The following is a 15,348-nucleotide window of genomic DNA, read 5'->3' on the forward strand; positions in this document are numbered from 1 at the left end:
ATTACCGCGCGCCGTCACGCTCCGCGCGCTTGCGCTCCAGCTTGCGCGCCCGGCGCACCGCCGCCGCGCGCTCGCGCGCCCGCTTCTCCGACGGCTTCTCGTAGTGGCGACGCAGCTTCATCTCGCGGTACACGCCCTCACGCTGCAGCTTCTTCTTGAGCGCGCGAAGGGCCTGGTCGACGTTGTTGTCGCGAACGATGATCTGCATGAGAACCTATGAACTCCGGTCAATAACGAACGCGGCACGAACCAAGTTCGCGCCGTGGAATGGGCCCGCCTACCAATATGAGTCGCGTTTAGCAAGCCCGGACGGGCATCCGGCGGACTCTTCGCGACCGCCGGATGCCTCGGAAATCACACCTTGGCCTGGGACGCACCCTGTTCCGCATAGAGCGATGCATAGCGGCGCGTCACCTGGGGCAGCGATTCGCCGATCCACTGCGCCATGCTCTCCTCCTCGCGCAGCGATTGCTGGAGGAGGCCGGTCGCCTGGGCGAAGCCGCCATCCTCCGCCAGCACCAGCGACGAGCGATAGGCGGCGATCTCGAAATGCTCGAAGGCATAGTTGGCGAAGCTGTTCTTCAGGATCTCGTCGCCCGCGACGCTGTGCACCACCGCCGCCATGCCGCCCGACAGGCTGAGCGCGGCATCCTTCAGGAACGAGCCGCTGGTGTCGAAGCCGGCGAGCAGCTCGTCGAGGCGCGCGATCTGCGCATTGGTCTCGTCGATATGCAGGCGCAGCCGGTCGGCGACCTCCGGATAATGTTCCAGCCGCGCGGCCTGGGGCGTGATGATCGACAGCGCCTGCTTCTCGACCGCATGGAGGTTCATCAGCCCGGTGACGAACAGGTGCTGGAGCGTGTCCTGGTGCGTGGTCATGACGGCAATCTCCCGGTGGTTGGCCAATCAGGGTTCGGCCAGCGAACGCATGAACGCCCACCCAAGGCGTTGCTTAGAAACGGTTTTTCTACGCGATCCAGATCAAGTGGGCGGCGCGGCCGCACGCCCCCTTGGCGATTCGGCACCGGCGACGCTAAGGCACGCGGCCTATGACGCCGCTCACGCTCTTCAACAGCCTGTCGCGCTCGGCCGAGACCTTCGTGCCGATCGATCCCTCGAACGTGCGCGTCTATTCCTGCGGGCCGACCGTCTACAACTACGCACATATCGGCAACCTGCGCGCCTATGTCTTCACCGACACGCTGTCGCGGGTGCTGACATGGAAGGGCTGGCCGCTGACCCATGTCATCAACATCACCGATGTCGGCCACCTGACCTCCGACGCTGATGCCGGCGACGATAAGATGGAGGCGGCGGCGAAGCGCGCGGGTCGCGACATCTGGGCGATCGCGGCCTATTACACCCAGGTCTTCAAGCAGAATCTCGACGACCTGCACATCCGGCCGCCGACGCATTTCCCGCTCGCCACCGATCATGTCGCGGAGATGATCGAATGGGGCCGCGCGATCGAGGCGAAGCATTGCTACCGCCTGCCCGACGGCCTGTATTTTGACGTGACGACGGTGCCCGATTACGGCCGCCTCGCCGGCCATGCGGCGGAGCCCTGGTCGCCGGGCGAGAGCCGGATCGGCGAGGTCGCGGGCAAGCGCAATCCCGCTGATTTCGCGATCTGGCGCACCTCCGCGCCGGGCGAGAACCGGCAGATGGAATGGGATTCGCCCTGGGGCCGCGGCGCGCCGGGCTGGCATCTGGAATGTTCGGTGATGAGCAAGCGCTACCTGGGCGCGCGCTTCGACATCCATACCGGCGGCATCGACCATCGCGAAATCCACCATCCCAACGAGATCGCGCAGAACCAGGCGCATGGCTGCACCGCCGATCCGGGCGCGGCCTATTGGCTGCACAACAACTGGCTGGTCGAGCGCGACAGCAAGATGTCCAAGTCGTCGGGCGACTTCACCCGGCTCCAGACGCTGGTCGACCGCGGCTATCATCCGCTCTCCTACCGCCTGATGTGCCTGCAGGCGCATTACCGGTCGGAGATGGAGTTCGCCTGGGACGGGCTGGCGGCGGCGCAGACGCGCTTGAAGCGCTGGGTGCAGGCGGTCGAAGGCCTGCGCGCCCGGCCGGCCACGGCGTCCAAGGGTGACGCAGACGCCTATCTCGCGCAGCTCGACGCGGCGGTGTCCGACGATCTCAATACCGCGCGCGTGCTGCCGGTGCTCGACGCGATGCTCGCTGACAAGGCGATCGCTCCGCAGGACCGGATCGCGGCGCTGGCGGCGTTCGACGCGGTGCTGGGGCTGGACCTGGCGCGCCTCACCCGCGCGGACCTGCGGGTGCGGCCGGCGACCGCGACGATCGACGCGGACGCCATCGCCACGCGGCTGGCCGAGCGGAAGGAGGCGCGCGCCGCCAAGGACTTCGAGCGGTCGGACGCGATCCGCGACGCGCTGGTCGCGGCCGGGGTCGAGGTGATGGACGGCGATCCGCTGGGCTGGGACTGGCGGCCGAGCCTGTAATTCATCGCCCAGAACTGATCCGGGTTCATTGAATCCAATGCCGTGCCCCTGTAATCGGCACCTCGTTTAGCAATGGTGGATCAGCTTTTGGAATCTCGCGAACTCATTGCCTATGTCCTGCTTGCGTCGATTATCGTCATCGGCGCCGTGATCCTGGCGATTACCGCGCGGAAGCGCGCCGCGCGGAAACGGCGGCTACGTGGGATCAAGGATTACAACACGACCCGCCGCTGAGCCGAGCCTCAGTCGAGCGGCGTGTCGCGGCTGTCGAGCAGCGGCGGCCGATAGACCGGGCCGGCATCCTTCGGGATCGCGTCCAGTTCCGCCTGGATCAACTTCGCGCGCGCGCTGGAGGAGGGATGCGTCCGGCTACGGAACAGGCCCCCATCCACGTCGCCACCATGGTCGCGCCAGAAGCGTGGTGCCGCCCGGGGGTCGTAGCCGGCGTTGCGCATCAGCACCGCGCCCAGCCGGTCGGCCTCTTCCTCGGTCCGGCGGAACAGCCGGCCGTTGCGGCCCAATTCGGAGAACAGGCCCCATTTGACCCCCGCCGCCTCCAGCCGGACACGGTGGCGCAGGATGGTGTGGGCCAGTTCATGCGCGACGATCACCGCGACCTGCTCGTCGTCATAGCGTTCGAAGAAGCGCACCGCGATCTGCACCGTCCGACCGTCCGACATGGCCGCCATGCCGGGGCCGAGCAGCACCTCGAACGCCGAGCGGCAGCCGGGACTGGGCGGGATGGTCACCGCCCGGTCCGCGCCCTGATGGCGGATGGTGACGGCCAGCGCCCGGTCCGCCGGCTGGGCCGCGATCTGCGCCAGCGCCGCGTCGCGGGTCGCGCTGCCCTGGCTCTCGCCCGGCCCGGCGAGCGGAGCACCGGCGACCGCGACCAGCGCATCGTCCGGCGCGACGCCGGCGCGCGCCGCCGGCCCTCCGTCGACGACCGCCTCGACCGCGACGGGCATAGCGAATCCGAACACCTGGCGCGCCGCCGGGCGGGTCGCCGCGTCATACTGGTCCACCGCATGCAGCGCCCAGCCCGGCGTCGGCTGGAGATCGCGGCAGAGCGGCGCATTGGCGGTGGTCAGCCGGTATGCGATCGTCGCCAGCCGCAGGTCGACGGCCCGCAACGCCGCCAGGCTCTGCTCCGACAGCTGCGCGGCGGCGGGCACCGGCGACAGCAGCAGACTGGTTGCGGTCAGGAACGACAACACGGCAGACGATCTTTTCATGACCACGCCTTTACCGTGCCGAAGCGGGGCAATCCATTACCGCGATGCCGCAATACGTTGCCGTAACGACACCAAGCCTCTATCCAGCGCGACATGAGCCAAAATCCCGTGCAACTGATCGAACCTCGCCGACACGGGGACGCCCGTGGATGGTTCACCGAAGTCTATAGCGAAAAGACGTTCGACGCGCTCGGCATCACCTGCCGCTTCGTGCAGGACAATCATTCGCTTTCGGCGCCCGCCTTCACCCTGCGCGGCCTGCATTTCCAGACGCCGCCGCATGGGCAGGACAAGCTGGTCCGCTGCATCCGCGGCAGCATCTTCGACGTCGCGGTCGACGTGCGGCGCACATCGCCGACCTTTGGCCAGTGGGTCGGCGCGACGCTGTCGGCGGAGAACGGCCACCAGCTCTTCGTGCCGGTCGGCTTCGCGCACGGCTTCCTGACGCTGGAGGCCGATTGCGAGGTCAGCTACAAGGTCTCCGACCTCTACGCGCCCGAGTGCGACGGCGGCGTCCGCTGGGACAGCGTCGGCATCGACTGGCCGATGCCCGCCGGCACGCAGCCCGAACTGTCGCCCAAGGACGTGAAGCTGCCTTCGCTCGCCGACTTCGACAGCCCCTTCCCCTATGACGGCCGCCCCCTGCTGCCGCTCGCCTGAGGATCAGACACCCATGCGCATCTTCGTCACCGGCGGCGCCGGCTTCATCGGCTCGGCCCTGGTCCGCAACCTCATCGCCAACAGCGAGCATGAGGTGCTCAACTTCGACAAGCTGACCTATGCCGGCACGCTGACCACGGTTGAGTCGGTGTCCGACTCGCCGCGCTACCGCTTCGTGCAGGGCGATATCTGCGACGCCGCCGCGGTCCGCGCCGCGATCGCCGACTTCCGGCCCGACGTGATCACGCATCTGGCCGCCGAAAGCCATGTCGATCGCTCGATCGACGGCCCCGGCGCGTTCATCCAGACCAACATGGTCGGCACCTTCGTGATGCTGTCCGAGGCACGCGCCTATTGGCTGGGGCTGGACGAGGAGGCCAGGGCCGCCTTCCGCTTCCACCATATCTCGACCGACGAGGTGTACGGCTCGCTGGGCGACGAGGGGCTGTTCACCGAGGAGACGCCCTATGACCCGCGCTCGCCCTATTCGGCGTCCAAGGCGGGGTCGGACCATCTGGTCAGCGCCTGGGGCCATACCTATGGCCTGCCCGTCCTCATCACCAACTGCTCGAACAATTACGGCCCCTATCACTTCCCCGAGAAGCTGATCCCGCTGATGATCGTGAAGGCGCTCGCCGGCGAGACGCTGCCCGTCTACGGCAAGGGCGCGAACGTCCGCGACTGGCTGTACGTCGAGGACCATGTCCGCGCGCTCCAGGCGGTGTTCGAGCGGGGCGCGGTCGGCCGCACCTATAATGTCGGCGGCAACAACGAGAAGAAGAACCTGGAGGTCGTCGAGACGGTCTGCACGATCCTCGACCGGCTGCGCCCGCGCGCCGACGGCCAGTCCTACACCAGCCAGATCGGCTTCGTCGCCGACCGGCCAGGCCATGACGCCCGTTATGCGATCGACGCCACGCGCATCAAGGACGAGCTCGGCTGGGAGCCGCAGGAGACGTTCGAGACCGGCATCGAGAAGACGGTGCGCTGGTATCTGGACAATGAGTCCTGGTGGCGCGGCATCGTCGCCGAGCGCCAGGCCGACCAGCGTCGCGGTCTGGCCGCGTGAAGGCGGTCCTGGTCACCGGCGGCTCGGGGCAGCTCGGCACCGAACTGGCGCGGTTCTCCTGGCCGGAAGGCTGGGAAGCAGTGGCGCTGACCCGCGCCGAACTCGACCTGACCGACCCGGCCGCGATCGCCGCCAAGGTGGCGGAGCGGCCATGGGCCGCGGTGATCAGCGCCGGCGCCTATACCGCGGTCGACAAGGCGGAGAGCGACAGCGTCACCGCCTGGCAGGTGAATGCCTTGGCCCCGGCGGCGCTGGCGGCGGCCTGCACCGCGGCGGGCATCCCGATCGTCCATGTCTCGACCGATTATGTGTTCGCCGGCGACAAGCAGGGCGCGTGGGAGGTCGATGATCCGGTCGCCCCGCTCGGCGTCTACGGCGCGTCGAAGCTGGGCGGCGAGCTGGCGGTGCGCACCGGCTGCAAGCGGCATGCGATCGTCCGCACCGCCTGGGTGGTGAGCGCCCACGGCAACAATTTCGTCAAGACGATGCTGCGCGTCGGGGCCGAGCGGCCGGTGCTGCGCGTCGTCGCCGACCAGCAGGGCAGCCCGACCGCCGCCGCCGATCTCGCCGCCGCGCTGGCCGCGATGACGATGCGGCTGGTCGACGATCCCGCCGCGCCGACCGGCACCTATCATTTCTCCAATGCCGGTCCCACGAGCTGGCACGGTTTCGCGGAGGAGATTTTCCGCCAGGCGGCGGCGCGCGGCGGTCCGTCGCCGCAGGTGGAGGCGATCACCAGCGCCGAATTTCCCACCCCCGCGGCGCGGCCGGCCAATTCGGTGCTGAGCCACCGCGCGATCGAGCAGGATTACGGCATCCACCCCCAGGGGTGGCAATCGGCGCTGGGCGACATCCTCGACCAGCTCCTGGGTTCCTCCAAGGTGGAGAAGACGGCGTGAAGGGCATCATTCTGGCGGGGGGCTCCGGCACCCGTCTCCATCCGGCGACGCTGGCGATCAACAAGCAGTTGCTGCCGGTCTATGACAAGCCGATGATCTATTATCCGCTGTCGGTGCTGATGCTGGCCGGGATCCGCGACATCCTGATCATCTCCAGCCCGGAATTTCTGGATAACTACAAGCGGATGTTCGGCGATGGGTCGAACTGGGGCCTGTCGATCCACTATGCCGAGCAGCCCCGGCCCGAGGGTCTGGCCCAGGCCTTCACGATCGGCGCGGACTTCATCGGCGACGACAATGTCGCGCTGGTGCTGGGCGACAACATCTTCTTCGGCGCGCACCTGACCGACCTGCTGGCGAGCGCGGTGGCCCGGACCGAGGGCGCGACCGTGTTCAGCTACCGCGTCGAGGACCCGGAACGTTACGGCGTGGTCGAGCTGGCGGCGGACGGCAAGGCGATCAGCCTGGAGGAGAAGCCGGCCGTGCCCAAGTCGAATTGCGCGGTCACCGGCCTGTATTTCTACGACAATCGCGTCGTGCAGATGGCCCGCGACCTCAAGCCCAGCCCACGCGGCGAGCTGGAGATCACCGACCTCAACCGCCTCTACATGGAGGCCGGCGACCTGTATGTGGAGCAGATGGGCCGCGGCTATGCCTGGCTCGACACCGGCACGCACGACTCGCTGCTGGAAGCATCGGAATTCGTCCGCACCATCCAGCATCGCCAGGGCATCCAGGTCGCCTGCCTGGAGGAAATCGCCTATGAGCAGGGCTTCATCACCGCCGACCAGGCCCGCGAGGCCGGCGAGCGGCTGAAGAAGACCGCCTATGGCCGCGCCATCCTGGCGGCCGTCGGATGATGCAGGACCCGGCCGGCGGGAGCGGCGACCAGCGGGCGGGCAGCCTGACGACGATCGTCACCCTGCCCGCCACGCCGACCGAACCCAGCCGGCCGATCGCGCGACGGATCCCGTTCGTACCCGATCGGGTCGCGCCGGCCCTGCGCGCCAAGCGACTGGCCGCGTTCGTCCGCCGGGCGCGGCGCTTTCCCAACCATCGCCAGCTCTTCCTCCACCCGCGCCCGGGCCGGCGCTGGGCGGTGCTCTTCTGCTACCAACCCGAACCCGGCCCTATCGATCCCGGCCACCGCTTCACCATCGCCCGGTTGCAGACGGAGGGATTCGCGGTGCTGGTCGTGCTCGCCGCGCGCGAGGCCGCGCAGGGCGATGCCTATTCCGCGCTCGGGCTGGACGGCCTGATCGTCAAGGGTCTGAGCGGGTACGATTTTTCAGGCTATACGCTGGGATTGAAAGCGCTGGTCGCGGCGTTCGGCACGGTCGACGTGCTGGTGATGAACGACAGCGTGCTCGGCCCCTTCCACCCGCTGACGCCGCTGATCGACTCGGCACCGTGGGCGTTCACCGGCTTCCTGTCGAACAACGGCGTCGAGCCGCATTTCAACAGCTTCGCCTTCTTCATCCGGCAGGCCGACCGGCGTTTCCTGCGGCGTATGCGCAGCGTCTTCCTGAACCGGATCGCGTTCGACGGGCAGAGCCCGGTCGCCTATCTTCAGGAGACCCGGATGGCGCGGGTCGCGGCCCGCCACTATACCGCCGGCAGCCTGTTTGGTCCGGTGTCGCGCCAGGACATGACCTTCCATTATCTTGAAAACCCCGAAGGTCTGGTCGCCATCGGCTATCCTTTCCTGAAGAAGAGCATCTTCACGAAATTCGCCGACACGTTCGATCAGCGCCGCTACACCGCGCTGCTCGCCGGTCTCGGCCATGATCCTCTGATCTGAAACCGATTGCGATGGTGGCGCGCCGCCGCCGATCCCCCTAGGGAGACCGCCATCCCCCTTGTGGGCACCAGAAGGAATTTGAGCGACGATGCGTATCACGATGATCGGCTCCGGCTATGTCGGCCTGGTGTCGGGCGCCTGCCTGTCGGATTTCGGCCATGACGTCTGCTGCGTCGACAAGGATCAGGCGAAGATCGACGCGCTCAACGACGGCCGGATGCCGATCTACGAGCCGGGACTCGACCAGCTCGTCGCCGCCAATGTCCAGGCCGGTCGGCTGACCTTCACCACCGACCTCGCCGCCGCCGTCGCCGGCGCGGATGCGGTGTTCATCGCGGTCGGCACGCCCTCGCGGCGCGGCGACGGCCATGCTGACCTGTCCTATGTCTATGGCGCGACGCGCGAGATCGCGGCCGCCGTGACTGGCCCGACCGTCGTCGTCACCAAGTCGACCGTGCCCGTCGGCACCGGCGACGAGGTCGAGCGGATCCTGCGCGAGGAGCGGCCGGACATGGACGTGGCGGTCGTCTCCAATCCCGAATTCCTGCGCGAGGGCGCGGCGATCGGCGACTTCAAGCGGCCCGACCGGATCGTCATCGGCACCGACGACGAACGCGCGCGCGCGGTGATGCGGGCGATCTATCGCCCGCTCTACCTGAACGAGTCGCCGATCCTGTTCACCGGCCGGCGTACGTCCGAACTGATCAAATATGCCGCCAATGCCTTCCTGGCGACCAAGATCACCTTCATCAACGAAATCGCCGACCTGTGCGAGGCGGTGGGCGCCGACGTGCAGGACGTGTCGCGCGGCATCGGCCTGGACAATCGCATCGGCCGCAAGTTCCTCCATGCCGGCCCCGGCTATGGCGGATCCTGCTTTCCCAAGGACACGCTGGCGCTGCTCAAGACCGCCGAGGATTTCGAAAGCCCGATCCAGATCGTCGACGCGGTGGTGAAGGTGAACGACGCCCGCAAGCGCAAGATGGGCCGCAAGGTGCTGCACGCGCTGGAACAGGACGGCGACGGCGAAGTGCGCGGCAAGACCGTCGCGCTGCTCGGCCTGACCTTCAAGCCCAATACCGACGACATGCGCGACGCCCCCGCCATCGCCATCGCCCAGGCGCTGGCGGATGCCGGCGTCACGGTGCGCGCGCACGATCCCGAGGGGATGGACGCCGCCCGCCGGATCATGCCCGATCTCGACTATGTCACCGATCCCTATGAGGCGGCGCGCGGCGCCGATGCGGTGGTGATCGTGACCGAATGGGATGCCTATCGCGCGCTCGACCTGAAGCGGCTGAAAGACGTCCTGGCCCGCCCGGTCCTGATCGACCTGCGCAACATCTATCGTCGGACGGATGTCGAGGGGTCGGGCTTCACCTATGCCGCGATCGGTCGCTGACGATCGATTGTTTCACCAAGACGTAACGATCGTTACGTTCTTCGTGGCATAGGGGTCACAAACCATCATCCCGGCGGCTGGTACGCCCGCAAAAGATTTGCACCGGCCGCCACCATGGCGCATGGCCCTGCGGATCACAGCATCCGAGGACGATCATGGCCGCCAATTGGGCCCCCGACAGCTGGACCGCCGCCGATGCGCGCCAGATGCCCGACTACCCCGATCCCGCCGCGCTGACCGCGGCGACCGACACGCTGGCGACCTATCCGCCGCTGGTCTTCGCGGGCGAGGCGCGCGCGCTGACCCAGCATCTGGGCGAGGTGGCGGCGGGACGCGGCTTCCTGCTCCAGGGTGGCGACTGCGCCGAGAGCTTCGCCGAGCATAGCGCCAACAACATCCGCGACACCTTCCGCGTCCTCCTCCAGATGGCGGTGGTGCTGACCTGGGCGTCGAAGCTGCCGGTCATCAAACTGGGTCGCATGGCCGGCCAGTTCGCCAAGCCGCGCTCCGCCCCGACCGAGACGATCGGCGGCGTCGAGTTGCCCAGCTACCGCGGCGACAACATCAACGACATCGCCTTCACGCCGGAATCGCGCCAGCCCGATCCGCAGCGGCTGATCCGCGCCTATGCGCAGTCGGCGGCGACGCTCAACCTGCTGCGCGCCTTTGCGCAAGGAGGCTATGCCAATCTCCACCAGGTGCATCGCTGGACGCTCGACTTCATGGGCCGCAGCCCTTGGGCGCAGAAATATACCGAGGCGGCGAACCGCATCGGCGAGGCGCTGGAATTCATGGCCGCCTGCGGCATTGATCCGGAGACGGTGCCACAGCTCGCCCAGACCGATTTCTACACCAGCCACGAAGCGCTGCTGCTGCCCTTTGAGCAGGCGCTGACCCGGCGCGATTCGCTGACCGGCGACTGGTACGACACCTCGGCGCATTTCCTGTGGATCGGCGACCGTACCCGCTTCGAGGGTTCGGCGCATGTCGAGTTCCTGCGCGGCATCGGCAATCCGATCGGCGTCAAATGCGGCCCAAGCCTGGAGCCGGACGCGCTGCTGCGGATGCTCGACACGCTCAATCCGGGCCGGGTGCCGGGACGGATGACGCTGATCACCCGCTACGGCTATGACAAGATCGAAAGCGCCCTGCCCCGCCTGGTCCGCGCCGTGACGCGCGAGGGCCATCCGGTGGTGTGGAGCTGCGACCCGATGCACGGCAACACGGTGAAGGCCACGACCGGCTACAAGACCCGGCCGTTCGAGCGCATCCTGGCTGAGGTGCGCGGCTTCTTCGCGGTCCACCGTGCGGAGGGAACCCATGCCGGCGGCATCCATGCCGAGATGACCGGGCAGAACGTCACCGAATGCACCGGCGGCGCGATCGACGTGACCGAACAGTCGCTCGCCGACCGCTACCACACGCATTGCGACCCGCGCCTGAATGCCGGACAGAGCCTGGAGCTGGCCTTCCTGCTGGCCGAGATGCTGAACGAGGAAATGGCCGAACGCAAAAAAGCCGCTGCATGATGCTTGACGCGGTGGAGGCGTAAGGCTAATTGCGCGCCTCCACTGCACACGGCCCCTTCGTCTAGCGGTTAGGACGTCGCCCTCTCACGGCGAAAACACGAGTTCGATTCTCGTAGGGGTCACCATTCCAGCGATACGTCGCGGAGCGGTCGGCAAGCAGCAGCCTTCCACATCCATCGCGCAGCCCGGATCGCGACCGTCTCGCGGCGCCACGCGCGCGCCCGGGCGAGGACGCCAGTTCGCCCCGGCCTGGACGCGGCCTGACGTCACGCCGTGCCCGATCGGCGGAGGAACCGCCCCGCCAGCCAACGGCGGACGGGTTCGTCGTACAGTTTCAGGCTGGCATAGGCGATCCCAACGGCGACGATCACCAGCATCGCACCCACCGGCGCGCCGATATGGGGCGGCACCTTCCGGTCGACCACCCAGGCCGTGTAAAGGTAGATCAGCGGATAATGGGTGATGTACAGGGGAAAGGACAGGTCGCCGAAAAACTTGGCCACGCGTACGCTCCGTCCCTCAACCGGCTCCTGCCCCGCGCCGATCGCGACGATGATGGGAAAGAGCAGCAGGACGCAGGCCGCATCGTACAGGCCATTGCTCCAATGGTGCGGCGTATCGCCCATGCGCGGCAGCGCCAGCGCCAGGACGAGCAACAGGCTGCATAGGGCGAAACCGTGCCGGACGCGCAGCCGCCGGCCAGATCGCATCAGCAACATGCCGGCCAGGAACGGGTAGCACAGGCGCGCAAGCCCGATATGGATGCCGGACGCGTCCAGCGACCAGCCGCCGATCAGGTCGCGTCGGTCGCCGAGCAGCGCGACCTCGAGCAGCAGCGCCGCCGCCAGCACCGGCAACACCGCGAGCACCGATCGCGAGAGTCGGCGAAGCACCAGCGCATAGGCGATATTGGCGATATATTCGTAGAAGAGCGACCAGGCCGGACCGTTCAGTGGATGGAGCTCGTCCCATCCGCGGATGTCGAACGGCTTGGGCAGGGGCAGCAGCGTACAGCCGAGCGCCATCACCAGCAGCATCTGCCACAGCGGCGTCTCGGCGATGCGGGGAAACAGCCCGCCCGCCTGGCAATAGTAGAGCGCGCCGCCGAACAGGCTGCCCAGCACCACCATGGGTTGCAGCCGGATCAGCCGTCGCTTGTAGAATGCCCACTGGCCCATGGCCGGCCAGCGGTCGTCATAGGCGTAGGCGATCACGAAGCCGGACAAGAGGAAGAAGAAATCCACCGCCAGATAGCCGTGGTTGATGATCTGCCTGGTCGGGTCCGCCTCCGAATAGGCTTCGAACACGTGGAATATGACCACCATCAGCGCGGCCACGCCCCGCAGCCCGTCCAGGATTTCGAAATGACGCTTGCCTGGTGCGATCGCCGTCGTCGATGTCGCCGCTGAAGATGAGATCACGCCACTCCCTTTCCCGCGTCCACTCGAACGGCGCGGGTTGTTCGCCGACAACCGTGCCATGACGTCCGGGCGACCGACAAGGCGCATGGCCGTGGATCATGCCCCGATCGCGACGATTCGACTCACAGCAAAACCCTTCATCGCAATGGCTTGGTCGCTCACGGCCCGGTTAGCCGACCGGCGCCGGACCGACGCACGAGTTGTACAAACGATTGCAGAAAAGCAGTTGCAATCGTTTGCTGATCGCGTACACCGTATCTCAAGCCCGAAGAGGTTCCGTTCAGGAGAGGTTGTGATGTCGCTGCGTTTTCGTCTGCTCGCTTCGATCCCCGCATTGCTGATCGCGGGCGCCGTCCATGCCCAGACGGCGACGCCGCCGGCCGACGCCCAGGCGAGCGACGCCGCCGCCGCGCAGCCCGCCGCCGATCCGGCCGAATCGCAGGACATCGTCGTCACCGGCGTTGCCCAGGGCCGTAACCGGCTCGACACCTCGGTATCGGTCAGCTCGCTCGATGCCGACCTAACCGCCAAGATTCCGCCGCGCAACACCGCCGAGATCCTTCGCAACCTGCCCGGCGTCCGCGTCGAGGCCTCGGGCGGCGAGGGCAACGCCAATATCTCGGTGCGCGGCCTGCCGGTCGCGTCCGGCGGATCGAAGTTCCTGCAATTGCAGGAGGACGGCCTGCCGGTGCTGGAATTCGGCGACATCATCTTCGGCAATGCCGACATCTTCATCCGCAACGACCTGTCGCTGGCCCGCATCGAATCGGTGCGCGGCGGCTCGGCCTCGACCTTCGCCAGCAATTCGCCGGGCGGCATCATCAACTTCATTTCCAAGACCGGCGAGCAGGAAGGCGGGTCGTTCCAGCTCTCCTCGGGCCTCGACTACCGGGAGTATCGCGCCGACTTCGCCTATGGCGGCAAGATCGATGCCCGGACGCGCTATGAGCTCAGCGGCTTCTATCGCCTGGGCGATGGCCCGCGCGACGTCGGCTATGACGCGATGCGCGGCGGGCAGATCAAGGCCAACATCACCCGCGAATTCGACCGCGGCTATGTCCGCGTCTACGGCAAGTATCTCGACGATCGCAGCATCGCGTACCTGCCCAATCCGGTGCGCGTGACCGGCAGCAACGGCGACCCGACCTACACCAACATCCCTGGCTTCTCGATCAACGAGGACACGCTGCACAGCCGCTATATCCGCTCGGTCCTGACCCTGGATGGCGACAACGACCCGGTCCGCCGCAACATCGGCGACGGGATGCACCCGGTGGTCAAGTCGGTCGGGTTCGAAGGCCAGTATGAGATCGCCGATCGCTGGACCGTGACCGAGCGGTTCCGCTATTCGGACATTTCCGGCGATTTCGTCTCGCCCTTCCCCGCCGCCGTCGGCGATGCGCAAACCACCGCCAACGGCTTCGCCGGCGCGGGCGCGCAGCTCTATTATGCCAGCGGCCCGCTCACCGGCCAGCGGATCGTCAATCCCGGCACGCTCGGCGGCAACGGCCTGCTCGCCAGCGTCGTGCTGTTCGACGTCGACCTGAAAAGCCTGAACAACATCACCAACGACCTGCGCGTCAACGGCAAGGTCGATCTGGGCGGCGGCGCGCTGACGATCGCGGCCGGCCTCTACAATTCGCGTCAGGACGTGAAGACCGACTGGCTGTGGACCTCCTTCTTCCAGAGCGTGCAGGGCGACGGCCGGTCGGTGCTGGTCGACATCCGCAACGCCGCGGGCGTTTCACAGACCGCCGGGGGAACGCTCTATTCGGCGACCTTCTTCGGCAATTGCTGCCGCCGCAGCTATGACATGCGCTACACGACCAATGCGCCCTTCGCGCAGCTCGGCTTCGAGATCGGCCGTCTGAACGTCGACGGCAGCGTGCGCTACGACTTCGGCTCGGCCAAGGGCAGCATCGCCGGCGACCTGCCCGGCGCGGTGACGACGCGGGCGCAGGACATGAACGGCGATGGCGTGATCTCGCCGGCCGAGCGGACCGTCGCCTTCCTGCCCGCCAACCGCACCGGCATCGACTATGACTATAGCTACCTGTCCTATTCGGCCGGCGCGAACTACCGGTTGAGCAATCAGCTGGCCGCCTTCGCGCGCTACAGCCGGGGCGGGCGCGTCAACGCCGATCGTCTGCTATTCGGCCCGACCATCAACCTGCAGACCGGCGGGCTGGTCAACGGCTCCAAGCCCTATGACTTCGTTCGCCAGGCCGAGGGCGGTCTGAAATATTCGTCCGGCCCGATTGGCCTCTACGCGACCGTGTTCAACGCCCGGACGCAGGAAACCAACTACCTGCTGTCGCAACAGCAGTTCACCAGCCGCCGTTACGAAGCCACCGGCGTCGAGTTGGAGGCCCGGTTCCGCGCCGGGCCCTTCTCGCTGACCGCCGCCGGCACTTATACCGATGCGAAGATCACGCGCGACGCCACCGACCCCACGCTCGACGGCAATCGTCCGCAGCGACAGGCCGCCTTCGTCTACCAGGCGACGCCGCAGTTCGACTTCGGTGCCATCAGCTTCGGCGCCAATGTGATCGGCACCACCTCCAGCTATACCCAGCCGGTCAACCAGCTGAAGATGCCCGCCTATACGCAGGTCAACGGCTTCGTGCTGGTGCGCGCGGCGGACAATGTCAGCTTCAACGTCAACGCCAACAACATCTTCAACGTGAAGGGCATCACCGAGGCGGAGGATGCCGCCATCCCGTCCAACCAGATCGTGCGCGCCCGCTCGATCAACGGCCGGACGATCGCCGCCTCAGTGCGCTTCGACTTCTGACCAGGGGCAGGGTGGACCGACCATCGAGTGGGTCCACCCGTTCCGCCGCTTGCCG

14 protein-coding genes and 1 tRNA gene are annotated in these 15,348 nt (G+C 67.2%); 11 read left to right on the forward strand and 4 right to left on the reverse strand.

Annotated features, from left to right (window positions below; translation table 11 throughout):
- Position 1 precedes the first annotated feature (1 nt).
- Together rpsU and GGQ96_RS04485 are read right to left on the reverse strand one after the other, a co-directional pair.
- The gene (rpsU, locus tag GGQ96_RS04480) at positions 2-208 is read right to left on the reverse strand and encodes a 30S ribosomal protein S21 (protein WP_007404630.1); all 207 of its coding nucleotides are present in this window, start codon (positions 206-208) and stop codon (positions 2-4) included.
- A gap of 146 nt (positions 209-354) precedes the next feature.
- The gene (locus tag GGQ96_RS04485) at positions 355-879 is read right to left on the reverse strand and encodes a ferritin-like domain-containing protein (protein ID WP_184111866.1); all 525 of its coding nucleotides are present in this window, start codon (positions 877-879) and stop codon (positions 355-357) included.
- A 170-nt stretch (positions 880-1,049) separates the two neighbouring features.
- Here GGQ96_RS04485 and cysS point away from each other — a divergent pair, with 170 nt between their 5' ends.
- Positions 1,050-2,483: a cysteine--tRNA ligase gene (gene cysS, locus GGQ96_RS04490; protein WP_184111868.1), complete on the forward strand. Its 1,434-nt coding sequence runs from the start codon at positions 1,050-1,052 to the stop codon at positions 2,481-2,483.
- Positions 2,484-2,555: 72 nt separating this feature from the next.
- On the forward strand, positions 2,556-2,717 hold the full coding sequence (locus tag GGQ96_RS04495) for a hypothetical protein (RefSeq protein ID WP_184111870.1): 162 nt from the start codon (positions 2,556-2,558) through the stop codon (positions 2,715-2,717).
- An 8-nt stretch (positions 2,718-2,725) separates the two neighbouring features.
- Here GGQ96_RS04495 and GGQ96_RS04500 read toward each other — a convergent pair whose 3' ends face one another.
- Positions 2,726-3,718, reverse strand: a complete 993-nt coding sequence (locus GGQ96_RS04500; protein WP_184111872.1) for a M48 family metalloprotease — start codon at positions 3,716-3,718, stop codon at positions 2,726-2,728.
- A gap of 93 nt (positions 3,719-3,811) precedes the next feature.
- Between GGQ96_RS04500 and rfbC the strand changes: the two genes are divergently transcribed.
- The 8 genes from rfbC to GGQ96_RS04540 all read left to right on the forward strand — a co-directional run bounded on the left by rfbC (position 3,812) and on the right by GGQ96_RS04540 (position 11,203).
- Complete coding sequence (rfbC, locus tag GGQ96_RS04505; protein ID WP_184111874.1) at positions 3,812-4,378, forward strand: dTDP-4-dehydrorhamnose 3,5-epimerase; 567 nt, start codon at positions 3,812-3,814, stop codon at positions 4,376-4,378.
- A 13-nt stretch (positions 4,379-4,391) separates the two neighbouring features.
- Entirely contained in the window at positions 4,392-5,447 is a 1,056-nt protein-coding gene (gene rfbB, locus GGQ96_RS04510) for a dTDP-glucose 4,6-dehydratase (RefSeq protein ID WP_184111875.1), read from the forward strand.
- Positions 5,444-6,346, forward strand: coding sequence for a dTDP-4-dehydrorhamnose reductase (rfbD, locus tag GGQ96_RS04515; RefSeq protein WP_184111877.1), 903 nt, complete (start codon positions 5,444-5,446; stop codon positions 6,344-6,346). The genes rfbB and rfbD overlap by 4 nt, the downstream gene beginning before the upstream one ends.
- Positions 6,343-7,206, forward strand: a complete 864-nt coding sequence (gene rfbA / locus GGQ96_RS04520; protein WP_184111879.1) for a glucose-1-phosphate thymidylyltransferase RfbA — start codon at positions 6,343-6,345, stop codon at positions 7,204-7,206. The genes rfbD and rfbA overlap by 4 nt, the downstream gene beginning before the upstream one ends.
- Positions 7,203-8,147, forward strand: coding sequence for a hypothetical protein (locus GGQ96_RS04525; RefSeq protein WP_184111881.1), 945 nt, complete (start codon positions 7,203-7,205; stop codon positions 8,145-8,147). Before rfbA ends, GGQ96_RS04525 begins: the two co-directional genes overlap by 4 nt.
- 88 nt (positions 8,148-8,235) lie before the next feature.
- Positions 8,236-9,549, forward strand: a complete 1,314-nt coding sequence (locus GGQ96_RS04530) for a UDP-glucose dehydrogenase family protein (RefSeq protein WP_184111883.1) — start codon at positions 8,236-8,238, stop codon at positions 9,547-9,549.
- Between the two features lie 155 nt (positions 9,550-9,704).
- Positions 9,705-11,078 carry a class II 3-deoxy-7-phosphoheptulonate synthase gene (locus GGQ96_RS04535; protein ID WP_184111885.1) on the forward strand — a complete coding sequence of 458 codons (1,374 nt, stop codon included), beginning with the start codon at positions 9,705-9,707 and terminating at the stop codon, positions 11,076-11,078.
- Positions 11,079-11,128: 50 nt separating this feature from the next.
- A tRNA-Glu gene (locus GGQ96_RS04540) sits at positions 11,129-11,203 on the forward strand.
- A 141-nt stretch (positions 11,204-11,344) separates the two neighbouring features.
- On the opposite strand, the gene GGQ96_RS04545 is transcribed toward GGQ96_RS04540, so the two are convergent.
- On the reverse strand, positions 11,345-12,499 hold the full coding sequence (locus GGQ96_RS04545) for an acyltransferase family protein (RefSeq protein WP_221239758.1): 1,155 nt from the start codon (positions 12,497-12,499) through the stop codon (positions 11,345-11,347).
- A 295-nt stretch (positions 12,500-12,794) separates the two neighbouring features.
- Here GGQ96_RS04545 and GGQ96_RS04550 point away from each other — a divergent pair, with 295 nt between their 5' ends.
- Complete coding sequence (locus GGQ96_RS04550) at positions 12,795-15,293, forward strand: TonB-dependent receptor domain-containing protein (protein WP_184111887.1); 2,499 nt, start codon at positions 12,795-12,797, stop codon at positions 15,291-15,293.
- Positions 15,294-15,348: the final 55 nt, after the last annotated feature.

Origin of the sequence: Sphingomonas abaci (genome assembly GCF_014199625.1) — a bacterium.
Taxonomy (GTDB): domain Bacteria; phylum Pseudomonadota; class Alphaproteobacteria; order Sphingomonadales; family Sphingomonadaceae; genus Sphingomonas; species Sphingomonas abaci.